Consider the following 20,868-nt stretch of genomic DNA (forward strand, 5'->3'; position numbering starts at 1 on the left):
AATAGCGCCCGTTTTTTGTTGTACCTTTTAAATGGTTACAGCTCTCTTTGGTGCTGTGACCCGTATAAGTATATTTGGAGTGTGACAAAACATGTCCAGAGTTTGCCAAGTTACGGGCAAGCGCCCGGCAGTGGGCAACCATCGTTCCCACGCTAAGAATGCTGCTAAGCGCCGCTTCCTCCCAAACTTAAAGTATCACCGTTTCTGGGTTGAGAGTGAGAGCCGCTTTGTAAGACTGCGTGTTACCACTAAGGGTATGCGTACTATTGACAAGTTAGGTATTGATGCCGTTCTTGCTGATATGCGCGCTAACGGCGTTAAGATCTAAGGGAGTGTATCATGGCTAAGAAAGGTGGTCGCGAGAAGATCCGTTTAAATTCTTCAGCAGGTACCGGTCATTTCTATACTACTACTAAGAATCGTCGTACTACTCCAGGCAAGATGGAGATCATGAAGTACGATCCAGTAGTACGTAAGCACGTTCTGTACAAGGAAGGCAAGATCAAGTAATTGATCTTCCTTACCCGGAACCACAAAAAAGGCAGCCTTATGGCTGCCTTTTTTGTGTCTGCTGAATGCAGAAAATCAGTGTTGATCTGCGCTATCAGGACGCAGACAATCGACCCGCTCAAGCCCTTGCACTCACAATGCGTCCCGGCATCAGCGCCGCCAGCTCCGAAAGCTCCGCAGCTGCGCACCACCTGAGTCTGCATGCCCCCGAGCGGCTATGGCATGACTGGGGCCAGCCAATGGCTCTGTTGAGGCTCTGCGGGGAGCTGGTAACAGCTGACAGACCTTTAACCGGGAGAGAATACTTGAGCGTGATTATTAAGAGCAAAAAGGCAGCCAGAAGGCTGCCTTAATTAATTGGGAAGAAAATATTAGCAAGATAGTCCGAACAGCAAGCTGCCTCGGTCATGACTTTTATTTAGCCTGAGCTGGTGCAGCGGCTGGAGCCTGGGCTGCAGGTGCAGCTGGAGTGGCAACCTGAGCCGGTGCGGCCCTTACAGCAGCTGGAGCAGCCTTTACTGGGGCTGGTGCAGCAGCTGGAGCAGCCTTTACTGGGGCTGGTGCAGCAGCTGGGACCGCCTTAACAGGGGCTGGGGCAGGAGCGGCAGCTGGAGCAGCCTTTACTGGTGCATGAGCAGCAGCTGGGGCGGCTTTAACAGGGGCTTGGGCAGCCTTAACATGTGCAGGAGCGGCAGCAGGAGCAGCCTTTACTGGTGCAGGAACAGCGGCTGGGGCGGCTTTAACAGGGGCTGGGGCAGCCTTTACTGGGGCTGGTGCAGGAGCGGCAGCTGGGGCAGCCTTTACAGCAGCTGCGACGCCGGCTGCAGCTGCGGCAGGGGCTGCAGCGTCAGCTGCAGGAGCAGCGGAGACCTGTGGTTCCTGGGCTTCAGCATCCTGCTGGTAGCTCTGAGAGTCGCGGAAGAAATCGTAGTAGAGCATGTACAGCAGAGCTGAGGACCAGGAGAAGTTAGGGGCACCCTGTGGAGCACCGTTGAGAGGGTTGTAATTTTCCTGAATTGGGCGATCGCCTGTCAGTCCATAGGCATTCTGGAAGAAGCGGTCAGCAAGCTCGAGGGCCTCCTGACGGTAGCCATACTGCTCCATACCCTTAAGGCCAAAGTAGACCTGATCTACCCAGACACGGCCGCGCCAGTAGATGTCAGGACCGAATGCAGGGTTATCAAGGCTGGCGGTGCCAAGAGGAACGAAGGTGTTGAACTTCTCAGGATCCATCATCACCTTGACTACGGCATCTGCCTGCTCGCGATCGGCTGCACCATTGAATAATGGAGACCAGCCCTCAGGGCCCATACCGCGCTTGACCAGAGGCTCACCGGCACAGCCGTTGGCCATTGGTTCATCATTGATGGCAATGTCATAGTAGTAGCCGCTGTCCTTGTCGAACATACACTTGTTGATGTAGTCCTTGATATTGCCGGCCAGAGCATCAAACTTCTTTGCGTCCTCATAACGCTCAAGCACAGTGGCCATCGCGGCCAGAAGCCTGTTGTCAGAGAACATGTAGGAAGCCTGATCTACAGATTCCTGCATCAGGGAGTAGCCAAGGGCCTGTCCCTTTTCATCGAAGTTCTGGGCAAACTTGACGGTCCAGTCATTGCGATTGCCTCCGGCCTCGATGTAGGCAGCAAGCTGCTCTTCATCAATAAAGCCGAAGTTTGCAGCATCGTCACGGCCGCTTTCCCATGAGGCAGCAACCTGAGCTGGCAGATCAATATTCTTGTAGCCGCCAATGGCAGTAACCACATTGTAGGCATCAATGCCGTATACAGTCAGGCTAATGGTACCGTCCTCAGCAGGAGCTGCAGCCTGGCTGCCAATGCTGTTGAGCAGACGGGAGATGCCTGGATTACGTCTGGCAGTTTCCTTGAAGTCCTGATAGTAGGAGCTGAATGCGCCCACAATCTTGTTGGCGTTCTGGCGGTCATTATCATCAGCGTGGCTTGCAGCAACCTGAGTCAGCTGTCTTAACATCTCTGCAGTCAGAATTGACTTGAGAGTGGAGACTTCGGCCATGCCCGGATAGGTAACAGTAAATATCATGTCACCGTTGGCATCATTGTGGGCCTTGTCCAGAGTTGCTCCGTACTCTGGAATACCATTGCCGTTGTGGTCACGGTTGCGCAGCCACCAGTTGTGGTAGGCAACAAGCTTTGGATAAATTTCCTCAAGCCATGCCTGGTCCTGCTCAACCTTGTAAACTTCCCATACAGCCCATGCAGCAAGGCTTGGCTTGGTGTTACGCTCATTCCAGTTGGAGCCGTCACCACCACGCTCAGGGCTGAAGTTGTAGGCTACCAGATCAGGAATAAAGCCCTCATCCTGAGGACGTACCGGGTCATCAGCCTTGATCTGATGCTCAAAGACTGCGCGGATATTGCTCTTGGCAACTTCAGTGTTGAAGTGTGCCATGGCAAAGGCCTGCTTCCAGGTGTCCCATGGCCAGGTCTGATTGCCGGAGAACCAGCGGGCAGTAACAGAAGGAGTAACGGTGTCGTAGCTTAAGGCACCTGCGGCACCACGCCAGTTACCGTTAAGAGTTTCAATGGCCTTTACAGCTACTCTTTCCTGACGATCTGAGGCTTCATTATTAGTAAGGCCCTTAATCAGGTAGCCCTGCCAGCGCTCACGGGCAGCCTCAATGCGTGCATCAGCATTTGCCATGATGTCGGCAAACTGCTCATGGGTCTTTCTGTCTTCATCAGAAAGGAAGTAGGAATAGGCGGTGTGGAAGGTAAGAAGGGTGTCCTTGACGCGTGCTACCTGTTCGTAGCTCAGACCGTCAGAGGTAATAACAGCAGCACCGGCCGGAGCACTGCGGCAGATCTCATAGGTCGAGGTGCCGGAGGTCATAAGGGAGCCGGACTGTCTTACTTTGGAGAGGTGTACGGTAACGCCGTTTAATTCATTACCAGCGATATTGCGGGTCAGCTCAGGATACTTCTGAGCTACGGTCAGACCACTGGTGTCCTTGCCGTCGACACCTTCATATCTGTCCATCAGGGCACCGCTCCAGGAAAGAGTGAGGTTAAGACCCTTTGGATTGTGGACAGTGGTCTTCATTAAAGAGGTACGTGGGTTTACGAATACCAGCTCCATGTCGATGGTCAGAGACATAGGAACGTTGACCAGCTTCTGCTTTAACTCGCCTGGATATGAGCTGGCACTGAATTCAAAATCAACCAGCTTGCCATCGGCATATACCTTGAGCTGATCGAGGTTGGAGGCCAGGAAGTTTATGTATTCTTCAGTAAGGACGGCTGGTCCAGGAAAGCCGCCTGCTGATGCCTTGTCTACAGGCAGCAGGTGACCGTGCCAGGCGCCCATGTCAAACAGCGGGCTGAAGCGCTGATGAGCGTCGCTGTCAAAATCATGCATGAAAGCAGGTACACCACGACGGTCAATTACATTTGCATAATTGCCCATAGCCATGACCTTGTGAGCCTGTGGCCTGACAGTCTGATCCGGAACTGCTGCCTGTGCGGTGCCGACAAAAGCATTGCTGGCCATTGCCAGTGCTGCCGGTATTGCCATTGCAAGAACGGATTTCCTTAAATTCATCAGCTTTAATCTCCCTGTTTGGTAAATGCTCTTCAAGAATATATAGTGCGTAAATGTTTTTAACCAGTCCAGGCATTCAGGAACATGACGGAGCTCCATGAAATTCATGGGCAGAATAACCCTGTCTCAAATAAAAATCTGCTTTGCAGCCGTCTAATGTAAGCGTTTACATGAAAGCGCGGACCAGGTCAAAAAAATAGAGCACTTACGTTTAGAAGTAGATGAACTGCTCGAGGAAGATCATGGTTTCTTCAGGGCGGTTCTTGCTGGCGCCGGTGTAAGTTCTGATATCAAAGGCGCTGGCCATGCTGCCGCCCATGTACTCCCACCAGAAGCCTCCGTTTACAAATGAGGAGGTAGTGCTGTCGTACTCGCCAAATTCGCCATCAGGATCGCCCTGGATCTGATCGAAGTTTCTTACATAGTGAGTGTAAGAGGCTGACAGCCAGAACTTGGTGAACATCTCATACTTGATGGATGCTATTACACCGGTTTCATCGCCTAACATGGACATATCTGACTTGCCGCCACGACCGGTGTGGTGCCAGACACGCAGGCCGTAATCACCCATGAGTGCAGCCAGGGTAAAGTAAGCGCCGGTACCGTCAGTCACTTCAGAACCGAACATTACACCGTAGCCATCAGCCCAGTCATAACGCGCATAGCCATTGATAACAGCTGTTGGATAGGTAAATTTGTCAGAAGAGCTGTCATGCTTGCCTGTATGGATCAGAGCGTCGTCTTCTTCATTGAAGTCGCCGGCATCAGAGGCAGCAACGGACCATTTGAACTTGCCCTTGAGGTTTTCTACCTTAACGTAGTTAAACAGATCAGGAGTGATAGGGTGGCCATAGCCAAATTCAGGAGTAAAGTCAGTCCAGTAGGCCACGTCATCAAGAGGTGAGGAGCCGAAAACACCGTACTGGAGCCTGGTTCCATTATCGAACTCATAGCCCAGATACAGGCTGTTGGTGCCCATTTCAAAGCCACCATAGCCATGTCCAGGCACATAGCTCTCGCCATCTCTGGTCTGAACAGGGTTTGCGGCTACATACCACAGGCTGTACCAGCCGCCGTACTTGAGCTCCAGACCGGCTTCCACGTAGTTATTGGCCTCATACTTGTGGGCATACTCGCCGCCGGTTTTCATATAACCGCCAAGACCAATCTCACCGTAGATTTTCCAGTCAAACTTGCTGTCCTTGAGCTTAAGCTCTGGAGCAACACGTTCATGGTCGCCATCAGTGTTATGGGTTACAGCTGATGAGGTGGCCATAGGCTCGGTTGAGGCCAGAAAAATGTTGTCCTGACGGCCGGCAATATCGGCAGCAGCAACCTGTGAGGCCATTAATTCTGAGCAGGCTGCAAGAGCCAGTGCCAGAGCAGTTTTTCTTAAATTTGCTGATGCAGTAGTGAGGTGTGGCAACGTTTACATTCCTCGCTATAAATAAATCGCAATGGCTCTGCCGCAGCAGTTCCGATTGCGATGTCCAGAGCGCTCCTTGTCAGCTGTTCTGACAGGGCTGCCTGGTAATAAACACACACACACACACACACAGCCTTGATCATTCTCAGGCTGTCCAAACACAAAACTGTAATTAAAATAGCACGTGCAATATCTGCAAAATTGTGAACTTGAGCAAAGTTTGAATCTATCGTTGTTTATTTTTTCCAAACTAAAAATAACTTTGTTTTATTATTTATAAGTCAGAAATTTTGCCACCAAAAACCGACATAATATATTTAAAAGTGACATTGTATTCGTCATTTTATGATAACAAGCCTTGAAAGCAGGCCATTTTATGATCCAGTGTCGGCCTCACACCTGAACCTGAGCTTTCATTCATTTTTTATTTTTTTAATCAAAACATTTTTAATTTAGATGTTTATAGCTTGGGATTATTGTCTTCAAATGCATCGAAATATATAAGAATGTTTGCATTTAACAGGTGCCAGCTCTGCACGAAAAGGGCTGTAAAAAGTACGGAAAAATACAGCTGAAAAAACTGTACAGCACTGCACACCATGGGCAGTTATTTTTGCCTGGCAAGTGAGAGCAGGGCGGGGAGCAGTTAAGGCCAGCAGGGTTTACAGGCCTGTCAATGTATGCAGGAGTATCATTTGTGAACAGATGTTCCATGAGCAGTTGCGCAGAATTCTGGGGCGTTTTGACGGGATGAACTCAGCAGGTTCAGAGATTTCAGGGCGATATCGGGGCTACAGCTGCACATACTAGTCATATGCGGTCACATTCATACAGAACATAACTGCAGCATTGGACAGTACCACAGCCCGTTGCTTCGGCCACTGCTCCGACTGCAGCCTGGCTATTGTTACAGCCGCTGCTAAGACCGTGGCCGCTCCTGTTGCTCCGATTATCGCTACTGCTCTTGCATTGAACATTACGACTGTTGTTGAGCCGACTGCCGGATGCTGTAAGGCGGAGGCTCATGATGCAGTCATGGCGTCGGCATGGCAGAGGGTCTGATCAGGTGGGTGGTGCTCAGGTATTGGGATCGGAAAGTACTTAAATGCATCATGGTGGAGCTATGAGATGGCCAGAATAAGGGGCAGATGCTATTAATTTTCAGCTGGAATGAGAAAGGGATCTGATCTTGCCATGGTTTGATATGTTATTAGCATTTATGGCCTGTCTGTATGTAAACAGATTTAATGAGGCCTTTTTCAGGCCATGCATGCTTTAATCCTGTGTTTATAAGCGGCATGGCGGCCCAGGTTATGTTCTGTAGGCGGGGGAGTTTATGCCTGAGTTACCAGAGGTTGAGGTCACTAAAAGAGGTGTAGAAAAGGTTCTTGTGGGCCATACCATTACCGATATGTTTATCGGCAGCCTCTCTTTGAGAGTTCCTATGAGCCAGGACCTTAAAAAGCTGGTGGGTGCAAGAATTGAGCGTCTGCAAAGACGAGGCAAGTACATCATCGTCTTTACCGACAAAGGCTCATTCATTATTCATCTGGGTATGACCGGTCACCTGAGTATTGTCGACAGCAGCAGCGACCGCGTACTGCACGATCACTTTGAAATCATGCTCGACAGCGGCACCAGCGTACGCTACAACGATGCCCGCCGTTTTGGTCTGGTGGTTTACATTGGTCCTGATGAAGACCCTTATCAGTACAAGGCTCTTACTGAACTTGGCCCTGAACCACTTGAAGACAGCTTCACTACTGAGGTACTGCTCCATAATCTGAGCAGACGCAAACTCTCTATCAAACAGGCTCTGATGAACTCGGCTGTAGTAGTAGGTGTTGGCAATATATACGCATGTGAAGTGCTCTTTGCCTGCCATATCGATCCGCGCCGTCGGGCCAGTTCCATCACCAGAGATGAAGCTGAAGATCTGGTCAAAAACATCAAGGAAACTCTCACTGAGTCCATTGCCAGTGGCGGTACCACCATTCGTGACTTTGAAGGTGCTGATGGCAAGCTGGGCTATTTCGTGCAGAACCTCAAGGTCTATGGCCACTGTGACGAGGAGTGTCCTTGCTGCGGTGGGAGAATCAAACGCATTGTTCAGGGTAACCGCTCAACCTTCTTCTGCCCTGAATGCCAGAAGTAGTCGCTCAGAGCCATTGTTACCCGGTTTCCCTGGCGTCACACAACCGGCTGCCCGGCGGCTGCACAACCGGCTGCCGCCAAGCACCGCAGCACAAAAACACAAAAGCCGACCCTTGAGGTCGGCTTTTGTGTCTGTGCCCCACGGCACTGACCATGCGGTGCTGGCTGCGACTGCATTTGCAGCCGCTGCTGTCAGTTGTCAGATCAGAGACATTCTTTGATGGCTTCGACCACCGGCTCAGGAACAAAAGGCTGAGCATTGCCCTTGTGGATGATGATTTCGCGTACCAGTGTTGAGCTGATGAATGAAAGGTTGCCATTAGATGGCAGCATTACAATTTCCAGATCAGGTACGGCAATGCGGTACATGCCGGTAAGCTGCATTTCATAGTCGTAATCAGCCACGGTACGAACACCACGGATCAGTACTGTAGCCTTATGCTCTGCCAGGAAGTCTACCAGCATGCCTGAAAAGCCCATGGCTGAGACATTTTCGAGCTCACTGGTGCATTTTTCTATAATTTCGACGCGTTTTTCCAGAGAAAACAGCGGTTTTTTGGACGGACTGGCTGCAACAGCGACTATTACCCTGTCAAACAGTCGGGCGGCGCGTCTGATAATGTCCATATGACCAAGAGTTACAGGGTCAAAAGTTCCAGGAAAAACAGCAATATTCATAAGGGCCTCAAAATCAGGGGCAGTCCAGAGGGGCAAAGCAGGAGCAAAAGGACATAGCTGGCATGGAGGCTTAGCTTGCATTGTGGCACTCCATGCCGTGCAATATGGCCGGCCGGGGCCTTTCAGTCCATGCCCGTACGGGCGGGCCGAACAGCCTTATGGTGGTCAGATGCGGTAGACATCAATGGCGCGCTCAAAGGAGGCCTGCACCATGTCCAGGGTGATCTGATCCATTGCTCCGTCCTGACGGACACGATAGCGCCATGGAATCTCTCCATTTTTGATCTCCTGACGGGCCAGACGGTGATATACGGAGACGTTAAGGTCCATGAAGTTCCATGGGCCTACTCTGTGATCGTCATGGCGGGCAAAAAGACCGATTACCGGGGTGCCAAGGGCTGAAGCAAGGTGCATACTGCCTGAGTCAGGTGCCAGCACCAGGCGGCTTATGGAAAGCATGGCTGCCAGTTCGCGCAGTGTGGTTCGACCGCACAGATTGACTGCCTCAGGACACTGGGCGGCTATGGCCGCACAGGTCTCATGTTCTATCTGGGTATTACCGCCAAGCAGTACCGGGCACATGCCGTGATCAAGGGAGTGACGGGCCATGGCCACATAGCCCTCAACATTCCAGTTTTTGCTGGCATTGGCCGAGCATGGGCAGATAGCAAAGACCTTTTCGTGGGCAACGAGGCAGCGGGCGCGGTCTACTATGTAAGGATCGAGATTGAAGTTCCAGTAAGGCTCAGCTACAGGAAGGCCGCAGGCCTGAGCAAAGGCCATGAATCCTGCCAGAACATGAGGGTTTTCAGGGGAAGTAACCTTACGGTTTACAAAGAACTTCTGGCCCTCACGGGAGCGCTCACTGTCATAGCCATAGCGGCTGTCAGCTGCAATGGCAAGTGAGCACAGCGATGACTTGATGGAGGTCTGCATGTTGAGCAGTACATCGAAGCTGCTCTTTGCCATGCCTGCAAGCTCATCTTTCATCTCACGGCGCAGCTGCAGTGCCGCTGACAGGACATTGCCCTTGAAATCAACGCGGTGCATGGACACAAGATCATGATCCTGCTCATCACAAAAGAGCGGGGCAAAACGCCTGTCTATTACCCAGGTAAGACTGGTGCCAGGCCAGGTCTGCCTGATGGCGCCAATCATGCCAAAGGCATTAATACAGTCGCCCAGAGCTGACAGACGTAAGATACAGACAGACTTGTTATGCTCCATGAGTCCTCCGCAGAGCGTTTGATCCGTTATCAGACAGGCACAAAACCCTCTGACATTACCTTGCAGCCATGATTTAACGGCGGCTGCTGCTGGGCGGCATTATAACATGCACCCCTCGGACCTCCTGGCAATGAGTACTGGCTCCAGGCACGGCCTGCGGCACCAGGCACGGCCTGCGGCACCAGGCACGGCCTGCAGCACAATGCAGGCTGCAGCAGGCATACAGCACGGTGCAGTTGCTTGTCCATGGCTCCTGCAGAAAGCTGGTACACAGCCACGCTCTCTGGCATGCACCAGGCTGGGGCCTGCAGACGAGTATTGCACTTGCAGGTCACAAGGTGGCTGTCTGATTTGTAAAGCAGGTACCTGGTTTCCCGGCTGTGCAGTCTTTGTGGTGTGCGGTGGGGCGGCAGTTGTAACAGGCTGTGAGGCAAGGGCTTTTTAACGGGCATATAAAGGGGCAGCCGGGCACAAGGCAAGGCCGTATGATAATATGTGCACTCTGTTCCATAATGGCTGTCATTGCGGTTTTTTCAGGCCGCTTTCCGGGGCTGTTGCCAGAATATTTAAGGACTGTTGTCTGAGAGTTTCAGGGCTGTCATCTGATGATTTCAAAACAGTTTGACTCATGCTTTATGGACAAATTATTTCAGGGGAGAGCGGTAAAGCTTCAGGCCTGCAAGAGCCTGTTCATGCTGTCTTAAAACTCTTCTGAAGGGCCCTGCTGTGATGAGGGCCAGGGGGCAGCGTAAGAGGGCCTTAAATGGTCCTGGGCTGTCATGGGCAGTTTGAATGACGGTCAGACAGGACTCATCTGGAGAGTTCCGTGGCTTTGTCAGTGGAGAGTTTGTATGTTTCAAAAGAATTTTTACCTGGCTATGTGGCTGGGTATTCTCAATCTTCCGCTGGCTCTGTATTTCGGTCTTGCCTATGCTCCGGCTCCTGGTATTGTGCCGGGCTTTGTGATTGCAGCATTTGGTGCCGCTGTCTTTGGCCATTTCTTTCTGTATTTTGCCCTGTCCTCCCTGGTACTGATTCTGCCGGTATTTGCGGCCCGCCCCCAGGTAAGGTGGATACGGTTCAGCTATGCTACCGCAGTGCTGTCGCTGCTGCACATCATCATTGCAGCCGACGCCGGTGTCTATGAGGTCTACCGCTTTCATATCAACTATGCCATGCTCGATCTCTTCTTTAATACAGGAGGAGAGGTCATTTCATTTTCAGCTGAGACCTGGGTTGCCATATACGTTCAGGCCATAGTCTGCGTGGTTTACAGTGCTGTAGTGCTGGGACTGTCCATGCTCCTTGCCTACCATGGGGTCAAGTGCCGTCTGTTTATCACTCTGGCGCTGCTTTCCTATGCCGTAGCCAATCTGGTCCATGCCTACTCATCGGCCCGTCAGGTTCTGCCAGTGGTCGAGCTGCAAAGCCGCATTCCTCTGTACAGTCCTCTGACCATGAACTCTCTGCTGCTGCGTCTGGGCGTTATCACCAGAGATGATCTCAACGCTACCAGGGCAGCACCGATTTCCTCCGGTCTGTTTGACTACCCAAGAAAGCCGCTTTACTACTTTGAAAACGTACGCGAGCCATACAATGTGCTCGTTCTTACCGTTGCCACTTTGCGCCACGATGTGTTTAACGGGAAGAACATGCCTCAGACCTGGAAATATGCCCAGGATGCATGGATCTTCCAGAATCATTATTCATCATCAAATGCTGCCCGGGGCGGAATTTTCGGTCTGTTCTACGGTATCCCTCCTTCATACTGGGAGGTGGCTTTGTCATCAGGCATTCCGGCAGCTCTGATAACAGCTGGCAGGGACAGAAATTACGATCTGGGAGTATTCAGCTCATCCAGCCTCATCAGATCCGAGTTAAACAAGACAGTATTTTCAGGTGTTGAAAACCTGAGGTTACGTTCAAAGGGCGGCAATGCCATAGAGCGCGATCTCGATGCCATGAAAGACTTTGACTCTTTCCTTGGCGGTCTGGACAGTTCAAGGAAGTTCCTGTCCTTTATTTATCTGGACAGTGTCAACTCCTATGACTATCCGGATGGCTCACCTGAGCCTTTCCAGCCGGTGCTGGGAGCAGTACATCAGCTGGAGCTGAACAATGACACTGATCCGGCTCCTATTTTCAACCGCTACCGCAACGCGGTCTACTATGCTGACGGTAACGTAAGAAAAGTACTGGACATGCTGGAAAAGCATGGCCGGGCTGACAATACCATTGTCATCATCACCTCTGATCATGGTGAGGAGTTTAATGACAACAGGGACAATTACTGGGGACATGACAGTAACTTTACTGATGCCCAGGTAAAGGTTCCGCTCATCATCAGATGGCCGGGCAAGGGCTCAGGTAAGGTTGAGGAAATGACTTCGGCCTACGATATTACTGCCACCCTGTTGCCTCATGTTTTTGGCGTGCGCAATCATGCTTCTGACTACACAGTGGGTCAGGATCTCTTCAATGCCATACCAAGGAAGTATGTTCTGGCAGGTTCTGACCTGGAAAATGCCATTATTGAGAGCGATCGCATTGTTCTTATTGACAGAGTAGGTATGCTTGTTTTCAAGAACAAACGCTATCAGTCTGCCCGGGATCGCAGTCGTGATGCCTGGCTGTTTGAGGCTATCAAGGACATGTCATTCTATATGACCCGTGATGACGCAAAGGCACGTCAGCGCCTTACTGCAGGGGCTCCTGAAGCGGCAGCACCGGCTCCTGATGCTGGCGCACCGGCTCCTGATGCTGGCGCACCGGCAGCAGCGCCAGCAGCTGCAGACGTTGCTGCAGATGCCGCTGCAGAGGCAGCCGGTGGGGCTCAGATGGCGGCCCCTGAAGCAGCACCAGCTGCTGAGCAGGAAGCTGTGGCCAGTGAACCGGCAGCATAGGATGTAATATGCCTGAGCGGCTCATGCTTTCGGGCTTTGTCTATTAAGGGGCAGATGCTGCAGCCTGCTGATACTTTGCCGTTATAAAGATAGCGGCTCCAGTATACAGGCCAGGCTGCTGGTGCCTGTAAACATAAGGACAACAGTCACAGGCGCTGCCAGGAGGGAAAAGACCTCATCAGGGCCTGCAGACAGGAACTTTTACAACTGTATATCAGGGATTCCCGTCTCTGCAGTAACTGGCATATGAGTCCCTGATGCCAGGGCTCCATGCAGATGTTCCTCTGTCATAAGGAGTAAAACGAATTACGTCTGGTGATCCGGTCAGGCCGGAAAACAGGGTGTATAACAGCAGGCACATGGCAGTGTGCCCTGCCCTAAGTATTGTCAGGTACAAAAGGCAGCAAATTTCACCGGCATTCACCTCTGACAGTGAGTGCACACATAACTTGGCTGACAGCCCTTTTAGATGCAGATAGCACAGAGTACATGTGACAGGCAGTCCCTGTGATGCGCTGCAGGTGTGAAACCCATCAGCTGTGACAGACAGTGGATGTCATACACACCGGCAGTGATGCGCAGCGGGTGTGAAAGACATCGGCTGTGACATAAGGTGCATCGATGCCCTGTCAGCAGGCGGTTTTCTCATGGCAGCGGCTGTGAGCCAAACCAGTTGCCCGGCCAATGCCTGGCAGAATTGAAACAGAGGAATATTTCTGGCCATGTACAGGAACAAAGAATTTCTCAGACCTGGAGACTACCTGGCTCTCTTAGCTATTGCCATCGTCTTTGTCCCGCTGTCACTGGTATATGAACTCAACCAGGTATACAGCGGCGATCAGCTGCAAATGGCTCTCAAGGGCTTTCATGCCTACTTCAATGACGAGTATCTGCCTTTTGGTAACGAAGCGAGCTCTATGGGTAATGTACCGGGCATGCTCTCATCATGGCTGATTGGATTTCCGCTGAAGATTTATGCCGGCATTGAATCTGTCATAGCCCTGCAGCTGATTATCAGACTGCTGGCGGTGTTTATCTTTGCCAATGCTCTGGCACAGATCTTTGGCCGCGTCATTGTGGTTCTGGGAACTTTCCTTTTTGCTCTGAGCCCATGGTACATGTACATGACCATGCTCTATAACCCGGCCTATATTCACTTTGGTTCTGCCATTGTCTTCAATGCGCTGGTGCGTCTGCGCGTCGAGCGCAACAATCCTGTCAGCAGCGGTGGTGGCCGTATCATGAGCTCCATGTTTGTGATTCTGGGCATTGGTTTCATACTGCAGCTGCACTACTCATGGACAGTGATTGCCGCTATCTGCTTTTTCATGTGGCTGCGCAGGGATATCAAGGTCAGCTACACAGGTCTGACTCTGGGTTTTGCCATTTTTGGTGCCTCCATGGTCCCATATGTCCAGGAGATCATGGTCAATCCAACGCTGCTCAGTCCCCGCGATGATTATGCTGTCGATCGCTACATTGGATATGGCTTTACCCATGTCTATCCAATACTCAAGGGCATTCTCTACTGGCTGCGCTTTGGCTCTCTGATGGTTACCAACAAGGCCATTACAACCAACGAGCAGTTTGGTGAACCTGAGGGCATATGGGAGTTTTTATCCTGGGGATGGATTGGCATTGCCTCAGTTATTGGTGTGGCTTCTGTGCTGTTTTCAGCCTACGGTAACTACTTTGTTATCACCCGTTTCCGCTCCTCTGCCAGTTCGGAAAGACTGCATTTTGTCCGTGGCATGACCATCAGCTGTCTGTTTGCGGTGATTGTGGCCGCCGGTGCCAGTCCTGTAGTGCTCAATTTCTGGCAGATCTCAGCCATCATGCCTTTTGCTCTGATGCCAGTACTGGCTTTTATCTCGGTACGTCATCAGTACATTCGCACTTACACCATTACTGCCATATTGTTCTTTGCTGCGGCCAACTCCATTGCAGCTGTCAACTCAGACAAGTTCCACTACAGCTACCGTCCGGTACAGGGCTTTTACGAGGACTGCCTCAGAGGCTTTGGCAAGGACAAGTGCGAGCCTTTTGCCGCCCATCTGACCGCTGCGGATCAGGCAGAAAGTCAGAGCAGACACCCTGAGCTTGATCACGAGTCCATTAATCGTGTAATCAAGGGCCAGATTCCTCTGCCTCCTCGTCTTGCAGCCCAGAAGGCTGAAGAAGAACGTGCAGCCCGGGAAAAAGCAGCGGCTGAGGGTGCCGCAGCGGCCCCGGCAGCTGCTGACGATGCTGCAGCAGGTGCTGAGCCCTCCTCAGATGAAGCTGCAAAGGCCTCTGAGGATGGCAAGGCCGGCGCAGCTGAGGGCAAGGCCGGCGCATCTGATGCTGCAGCAAAGAATAAGGATGACAAGGCTGCCTTAAAGGAAAAGGCAGGAGTAGACAGCAAGGCAATGGCTGAGGCTGAGGCAAAGATAAAGGCTGCAGAGGCTGATGCCAAAGCCAAGGCCAAAGCTCATGCCGAGGCAAAAGCAGCAGAGGCAAAAGCCAGAGCTGAGGCTGAAAAAAAGGCCGCTGCTGATGCCAGAGCTAAAGCTGAGGCTGAGCGCAAGGCACAGGAAAGTGAGCCTGAGGTTAAGGACAAGCCTGAAGACGGTGCCAACAGCGCCTGGGGTGAGATTGTGATTGACACCAGTGATGCCGAAAGTGGCGAGCTGATTCTTCGTTAGCTGGAGGAAAACGTAACATGAGCAGGTATCAGATGCCCGATCGTGATGATGAAATCCGTGAGCTCAGCTTTGATCGCCCAGGAGGTCGGGTAAAGTTTCTGATCAGTCGTCGCAGTGGCTTCAACTTCAGTACCAGCTATGAGGTCATAAACCGTTTCTTTGAGCATGAGTACATCGACAGGTCTGCCTCCAGGGTAATTACCAAGGGCGGACGTGGTGAGACTTTGCTTTACACCCTGCCTTACAAGCTTATCGGCGGACTGTACGGTCCCAAGAAAGATCTTGATCTGGCCGCCTCCATTCAGGCTCAGAGAAACGCCGGTATTATCAAGAAAGAGGGCAATCTCGTATTGCCTGATCTTGAGAATATCCGCGAAGAGTACCACCTGGTGCTGCGTCACTACTGCCGTGGTGGCATGGCCCGCTTCTTCAAGGACAGCTTCTGGCGCTTTGACAGCTGGGCCTGCAGAGCCCGCCTTGAATTTGAGCTGTGCACTGAGCTTTACCGTCGTGGTCTGCCGGTTCCACGTCCGCTGATTGCCCGTGAGATTTGCGGCAGCTTTTTTATCACCAACGATATTGTGGTCGAGCAGATTCCTGGTACCCGCAACATAGCCGAGGTGCTTGAGCAGGAAGAGGACATTACTGACAGTTTGCGCTGGTCTATTGGCTCTACCCTGGCAAAATTCTTTGCCGAGGGCGTATGGCACAGCGATCTCAACATCCGCAATATTCTTGTCGACGAGCAGGACAAGTGCTGGATTATCGATTTTGACAAGTGCGAAATCCGTAATCCGCTCAGCGACAGCGACAAGGTCGAAATGCTCGAACGCCTCGAGCGCTCCTTTAACAAGGAGAAGCGTTTGCGTGAGCTTGACAGGCTTGACGTTGACGCCATCATGTACGACATCAGAGCGGCTGTGGCCTATGTTCCTGATGAAAACGATATTCTTGATGAGGACGACCAGGGGGAGGATGAGGACGATGATCTTCAGACCTCCAGGCCAGCAGCTGAATCTGTACGTGCAGCCGCTGATACTGTGCAGCCTGCGTCTGCCCGGCACAGTGTCCCTGAACGTTCATCAGTACCGGGCATTCCGGCAGCTCTCCTGAGCAACAGGGACAAATCAGAACCCAGGGCTGAGTCCGTAAGCTCAGCTGACGCTGCAGAAGCCGCTGACGCTGCAGAAGCCGCTGACGCCGACAGGAACGAGTCGACTGTCACCCCAGACCAGTCAGTCTCCACCTCCGCTGACAGCGCCGCATCTGACGCCGCACATGCTGACTCAGGGGCCGGGGCAGAGAAGGCTGACATCCTTGATTCCGATGCTGCAAGTGATGACAAGGTTGATGCTTCCATAGACGATGCAAAGGATGACAAGGCCGTGGCCGCTGAGTCAGATGATGCAAAGGACGTCAAGGCCCAAAAGGAAAGCTCCTCTGAGTCAGACACTTCTGGTGCTGACCAGGATGATGACGACAGGGAGCAGGACGAAAAGCCTGTGACTGACAGGGAGCGGGACGAAAAGCCTGATGATGACAAGGCAGAGGATGCCGGGACTGAAGCTGACAGGTCTGAGTCAAAGGAAGAGACTGATAAGGCCGCTGAGTCGGCTGATGACAGCGACAGCTCTGACGATGAGAAGTCATCTGGTGGTCGCAGGTCATCGCGTCGTCGCCGCTCAAGAAAATAATGGCCGGGGCTGCTGCACATGACAGCAGCCTGATGGGCACAGCGTTTGAGAGATCCTGTGCCGACTGGCTTTTGAGCTGATACTGGCCACGGGTTTTACTGCAGGCCTGTCATGTATGTGCCGCAGGGCTGCTGCACATGTGCCGTGGATGTGCCGAGGGGCTTGTTCAGATGTGCCGTGGATGTTACCGGGGCTGGCCGTGGATATTAGTCAGCCCGTAATGGCTGTTTTGTTCCCTGAGATCAGGCTATAGATATACATACAGTGACAGGCTAAAAGTACTGCCAAAGGCGATGCATTTGCCCTTTTATTCCGTTCGTTACTGTGTTTTCTTTGCGTGATAATCAAAAAAAAGATAAAATCAGGAAATGATCATTCTGCATAAACGGCCTGATAGCCGGGAGCAGAAGATAGTGGAACATACATGGGAATAGCAGGAAAAGACAAGTTTACCAGTTTACCTGTAAGTGCTGCCCTGTTGAGGTATGACCAGACGGGCTTGATGCCGGTCAGTGCACGCCCCTTTTCCATCAAAGGTACATATTTGTGTTTATCCTTGTAGCGTACCTGTAACGTTTCCAGGCAGAGCAGTCTCAGCTTCCTTTTGTCAGTCAGTCGCCCAGGTGTCTGTGATTAGTATCTGACAGAGACTTTCCTTTCACTCAAAGTGAGGACAGGCCTGCAATGAGCTTGCAGGACCGTTTGCATGCTTAACCAGGGTCAGCGCGCCCTGAAGTCTCTCTGATTTTGTAATTCGTGTTTAGGAAGTGGATGCTGTTTTTGCTATGCCACTTTGGACTTGAAGATGAAAACATTAATTATTGTGGATCATCCGTACTACGATCAGTCAGTGGTAAACCGCCGCTGGCTCGATGAAGTTCGTAAGTATCCTGAAGAGTTCCTTGTACATAATTTACAGAGCTCTTATCCTAGAAGCGCCATTGATCCGGCATTAGAGCACTCCATTATCGATAACAACGGTACTGTAGTGCTGCAGTTCCCGTTATTCTGGATGAACAGCCCTCCAATGCTCAAGTCATGGGTCGATTCAGTGCTGACCCCGGGATGGGCTTTTGCAGGCGGCAAACACATGACCGGACGCAAGGTTGCCTTTGCAGTAACCTGTGGCTCTCCAGAGAGCGTATACGGTAAGGATGGCGATCTGGGCTACTCAGTCGAGGACTTCCTCAACTCATACATTGCAGCTTTCAAGCGCTGCCACGCTGAATATGCCGGACTGTACACTTTCTACAACGCAAAGCCAGCCAAGGGTGCCCCAGACAGCGCTGCTGTAGCTGAAAGTGCACGTGGCTATGTTGAGTTCCTGCGTTCCGTAAGCGTTTAGGAACACAGCCCCAGGGCATTACCATGACAGCAAAATAAAAGCCGGATTCCAGTGAATGGATCCGGCTTTTATTTTGTCCTGATTTGGTCCCGCTGTGCTCGCATCTGCCTCGTAGCAGGAGCGAATTGCCTTGAGAAAGCCATGTGTACCCTGGGGTCGGCCCTGTCATTTCCACTTGCCCCGGCTCAGAGTCACAAGGGGAACTGACAGGGTATACATATGAACACCTTGCAGCGTACAGTTGCCTTAACGTCTGTCAGGGCGGCAGCCTGAAGTCTTATCTGTCTGGCTTCAGGGAGCAGCCATGGTTATGCTGAGTCAGGCTGAGACATCCCTGATCAGGGCGTGTCAGAATGAGACACCCTGATCAGGCCGTGTCAGGATGAGCCATACCTGGTCATGCTGAGTCAGGATGAGTCAGGCCAAGTCTTATGACACAGGCCTGCTGCTCCGAATAACTGCAGACTGTCAGCTCAGGCGGCTATGTGCTCAGGGCGGGAACGGGTGTTGAAGTAGGCTACAGACTCACGCAGTGAGCGCAGTACTGTTACAGTACTGTCGATAATAGCCTGAGTTCTGCAGGCCTCTTCGTTGATATTGGTGGTAATACCACTGATATCGTGGATATGGGAGGTAATCTCATTTGTGGAGGCTGTCTGCTGCTCAGCTGCAGTAGCAATCTGCATAATCTGAGTAGCTACCTGATCCATGTGGGTAATCATCTCGCGCATGGTGCTCTCCACCTCAGCTGTGTCCTTGGAAGTTGACTCCATGAACTCTACAGAGGCGTGGATAGACTCAGCTGCGCTGGCTGCATCCTTTTGAATGTCAGCGACCATGCCGGCAATTTCCTGGGTAGAGGCGCTGGTGCGGCTGGCAAGGGCACGAACCTCATCAGCTACTACGGCAAAGCCTCGTCCGGCTGCACCGGCACGGGCAGCTTCAATGGCGGCGTTAAGGGCCAGCAGATTGGTCTGGGCAGCGATTTCCTCAATGGTGTTAACAATGGAGTTAATGTCCAGGGAGCGTTTGGCCACCTTCTCAACAGCCTTTGAATTGGCCTGCACAGCTGTACTCTGACGACGGATAGCGCCTATAGTTCCCTGAATGCGGCTTACACCTGAGTCAATAATTTCCTTGGTCTGCATGGACAGATGGGAGGCCCCTTCACAGTTGTTGGCAATTTCCTGAGTGGTGGTCAGCATCTGCTCTGAGGCATTGGCTGCGGTATTGGTACGGATTTCACAGGTTCCTACCTTGCCGGCAATTTCATGAGAAAGATTGATGATATTGCGCAGTGCACCTTCGGTTTCTGCTGTTTTTTCCTGAACATCAAAAATGGCCTTGTTCAGCCTGTTTCGCATTTCACGCATCTTGTCGATGATATGGCCAAAATCATCGTTATAGCTTGAGCCTATAGGGAAATTGAAGTTGCCGTCGCACATTTCATCAATGAACCTGCTTTGGCGGACAATACAGCTGTTGATGTACGAGCAGATGATATAGGACAGCACAATACCAAAGATCACAGCTCCAATGCCTACACCAATGGAGATCCAGGCATAGTCCATATCGGTTGCCCTGGTGGTCAGACTGATAACCAGAGCGCTTTCAATCTTGGCAATGGCAATACAGCCCTTGAAGATTTCAGCTACCAGAGGACGTGAGTCGCGCAGGTACTGCTTAAGACCCAGCTCCTTGCCCTTGCGGGCTGTTTCCATGTGGATTTTGAAGTTTGGTGAAAGTCCATTGGAGAAGCTGATGACATCGCTTACCTGCCTTGTATATTCAGGAGGTGCTGGCAGATCGCCAATCATGTTGGGATTAAGGGTACGGGCTATCTTCAGATAATCATTCAGGGCCCTTTCCGCCTCAACGAAATACTCGTCGATATTCTTTACATCTACAGGGCTTACCTTGTTAGGGGTTTCTGACAGGTAGAAGAGGGAAATGTTGTCAAAGCGACGCAGATAAACCTGCATTTCACCAAGGCGATCAGAGGACTTGCCCAGAATCAGGGCCACCTCTTCTGCTACCTTAACGCTTTTGTAAACTGACCAGAATGACATGGCAGATACCAGCAGAGTCAGACTGATAAGTACTGTGGAAAGAATAATAAGCTTTACCTTGCTGGTAAGGTTATAAAACCACACAAACATTTTGCACCTCACTCCAAATCCTGTCTGGTAATACTTAATTAAGAAATGCCGCTCAGCTCTCAGCCACCAGCCCATGGTACATGGGCCATAGCCATTGCCATGGTCATGATCCATATGCTGGCTGCTCTGCAGGGGCAGGCACTTTCGAGCCGGAGTACATGACATGGGTAGCCGGTGGCTGCACCTGTTTATGTATTGTTCTTTATATACGGTTATGGAAAGCGTGTTATCTTTTGTCAGCACTGACCTTTTGAGCCTTAAGTGGTCACAGCTGACAGGAGCAGACAAAGTACTGCCATGGCCGTACAGCCCTTAATCTGAGGCGGTAAATTTCCATGCATGAGCACATTGAGCTTATTGATGCCTGATGTTACTGCTGCGGCATAGCCTAATGACTTGATTCTTGCTAGTATGTTGGTCATAAAGGTTCCTTAACTGTGATTGTTAGTTTTTTTAACAGTTTAACAAGGAGCCTTTTTCTATTTATGGCCTGTTTATCAGGTTTTTAC

13 protein-coding genes are annotated in these 20,868 nt (G+C 51.5%); 7 read left to right on the forward strand and 6 right to left on the reverse strand.

Going from position 1 to position 20,868, the window contains the following annotated elements:
* Positions 1 to 91: 91 nt before the first annotated feature.
* Positions 92 to 328 carry a 50S ribosomal protein L28 gene (rpmB, locus tag MXE39_RS02760; RefSeq protein WP_027939686.1) on the forward strand — a complete coding sequence of 79 codons (237 nt, stop codon included), beginning with the start codon at positions 92 to 94 and terminating at the stop codon, positions 326 to 328.
* An 11-nt stretch (positions 329 to 339) separates the two neighbouring features.
* Complete coding sequence (gene rpmG, locus MXE39_RS02765; protein WP_027939687.1) at positions 340 to 510, forward strand: 50S ribosomal protein L33; 171 nt, start codon at positions 340 to 342, stop codon at positions 508 to 510.
* Positions 511 to 924: 414 nt separating this feature from the next.
* On the opposite strand, the gene ygjK is transcribed toward rpmG, so the two are convergent.
* A complete protein-coding gene (gene ygjK, locus MXE39_RS02770) occupies positions 925 to 4,089 on the reverse strand; it encodes an alpha-glucosidase (protein ID WP_246976888.1) in 3,165 nt (1,054 codons plus the stop codon).
* Between the two features lie 211 nt (positions 4,090 to 4,300).
* On the reverse strand, positions 4,301 to 5,437 hold the full coding sequence (locus MXE39_RS02775) for a hypothetical protein (protein ID WP_247073755.1): 1,137 nt from the start codon (positions 5,435 to 5,437) through the stop codon (positions 4,301 to 4,303).
* A 1,414-nt stretch (positions 5,438 to 6,851) separates the two neighbouring features.
* Between MXE39_RS02775 and mutM the strand changes: the two genes are divergently transcribed.
* On the forward strand, positions 6,852 to 7,670 hold the full coding sequence (gene mutM / locus MXE39_RS02780) for a bifunctional DNA-formamidopyrimidine glycosylase/DNA-(apurinic or apyrimidinic site) lyase (protein WP_246976883.1): 819 nt from the start codon (positions 6,852 to 6,854) through the stop codon (positions 7,668 to 7,670).
* Positions 7,671 to 7,873: 203 nt separating this feature from the next.
* On the opposite strand, the gene coaD is transcribed toward mutM, so the two are convergent.
* Positions 7,874 to 8,347 carry a pantetheine-phosphate adenylyltransferase gene (gene coaD / locus MXE39_RS02785; RefSeq protein WP_246976880.1) on the reverse strand — a complete coding sequence of 158 codons (474 nt, stop codon included), beginning with the start codon at positions 8,345 to 8,347 and terminating at the stop codon, positions 7,874 to 7,876.
* Positions 8,348 to 8,512: 165 nt separating this feature from the next.
* Entirely contained in the window at positions 8,513 to 9,574 is a 1,062-nt protein-coding gene (locus tag MXE39_RS02790) for a glycosyltransferase family 9 protein (RefSeq protein ID WP_246976876.1), read from the reverse strand.
* 851 nt (positions 9,575 to 10,425) lie between these two features.
* Between MXE39_RS02790 and MXE39_RS02795 the strand changes: the two genes are divergently transcribed.
* The 4 genes from MXE39_RS02795 to MXE39_RS02810 all read left to right on the forward strand — a co-directional run bounded on the left by MXE39_RS02795 (position 10,426) and on the right by MXE39_RS02810 (position 18,200).
* Complete coding sequence (locus MXE39_RS02795) at positions 10,426 to 12,477, forward strand: sulfatase-like hydrolase/transferase (RefSeq protein ID WP_246976873.1); 2,052 nt, start codon at positions 10,426 to 10,428, stop codon at positions 12,475 to 12,477.
* Between the two features lie 722 nt (positions 12,478 to 13,199).
* Complete coding sequence (locus tag MXE39_RS02800) at positions 13,200 to 15,161, forward strand: hypothetical protein (RefSeq protein WP_246976871.1); 1,962 nt, start codon at positions 13,200 to 13,202, stop codon at positions 15,159 to 15,161.
* A gap of 17 nt (positions 15,162 to 15,178) precedes the next feature.
* Positions 15,179 to 16,855 (forward strand): 3-deoxy-D-manno-octulosonic acid kinase, encoded by a 1,677-nt coding sequence (locus tag MXE39_RS02805; protein ID WP_246976868.1) that lies wholly within the window; start codon positions 15,179 to 15,181, stop codon positions 16,853 to 16,855.
* Between the two features lie 805 nt (positions 16,856 to 17,660).
* Complete coding sequence (locus MXE39_RS02810; protein ID WP_246976865.1) at positions 17,661 to 18,200, forward strand: NAD(P)H-dependent oxidoreductase; 540 nt, start codon at positions 17,661 to 17,663, stop codon at positions 18,198 to 18,200.
* Positions 18,201 to 18,673: 473 nt separating this feature from the next.
* Here MXE39_RS02810 and MXE39_RS02815 read toward each other — a convergent pair whose 3' ends face one another.
* Together MXE39_RS02815 and MXE39_RS02820 are read right to left on the reverse strand one after the other, a co-directional pair.
* On the reverse strand, positions 18,674 to 20,359 hold the full coding sequence (locus MXE39_RS02815; RefSeq protein ID WP_247073757.1) for a methyl-accepting chemotaxis protein: 1,686 nt from the start codon (positions 20,357 to 20,359) through the stop codon (positions 18,674 to 18,676).
* 257 nt (positions 20,360 to 20,616) lie between these two features.
* The gene (locus tag MXE39_RS02820) at positions 20,617 to 20,781 is read right to left on the reverse strand and encodes a hypothetical protein (protein WP_246976859.1); all 165 of its coding nucleotides are present in this window, start codon (positions 20,779 to 20,781) and stop codon (positions 20,617 to 20,619) included.
* Between the last annotated feature and the right edge of the window lie 87 nt (positions 20,782 to 20,868).

The organism is Anaerobiospirillum sp. NML120511 (assembly GCF_023050955.1).
GTDB lineage: Bacteria > Pseudomonadota > Gammaproteobacteria > Enterobacterales > Succinivibrionaceae > Anaerobiospirillum.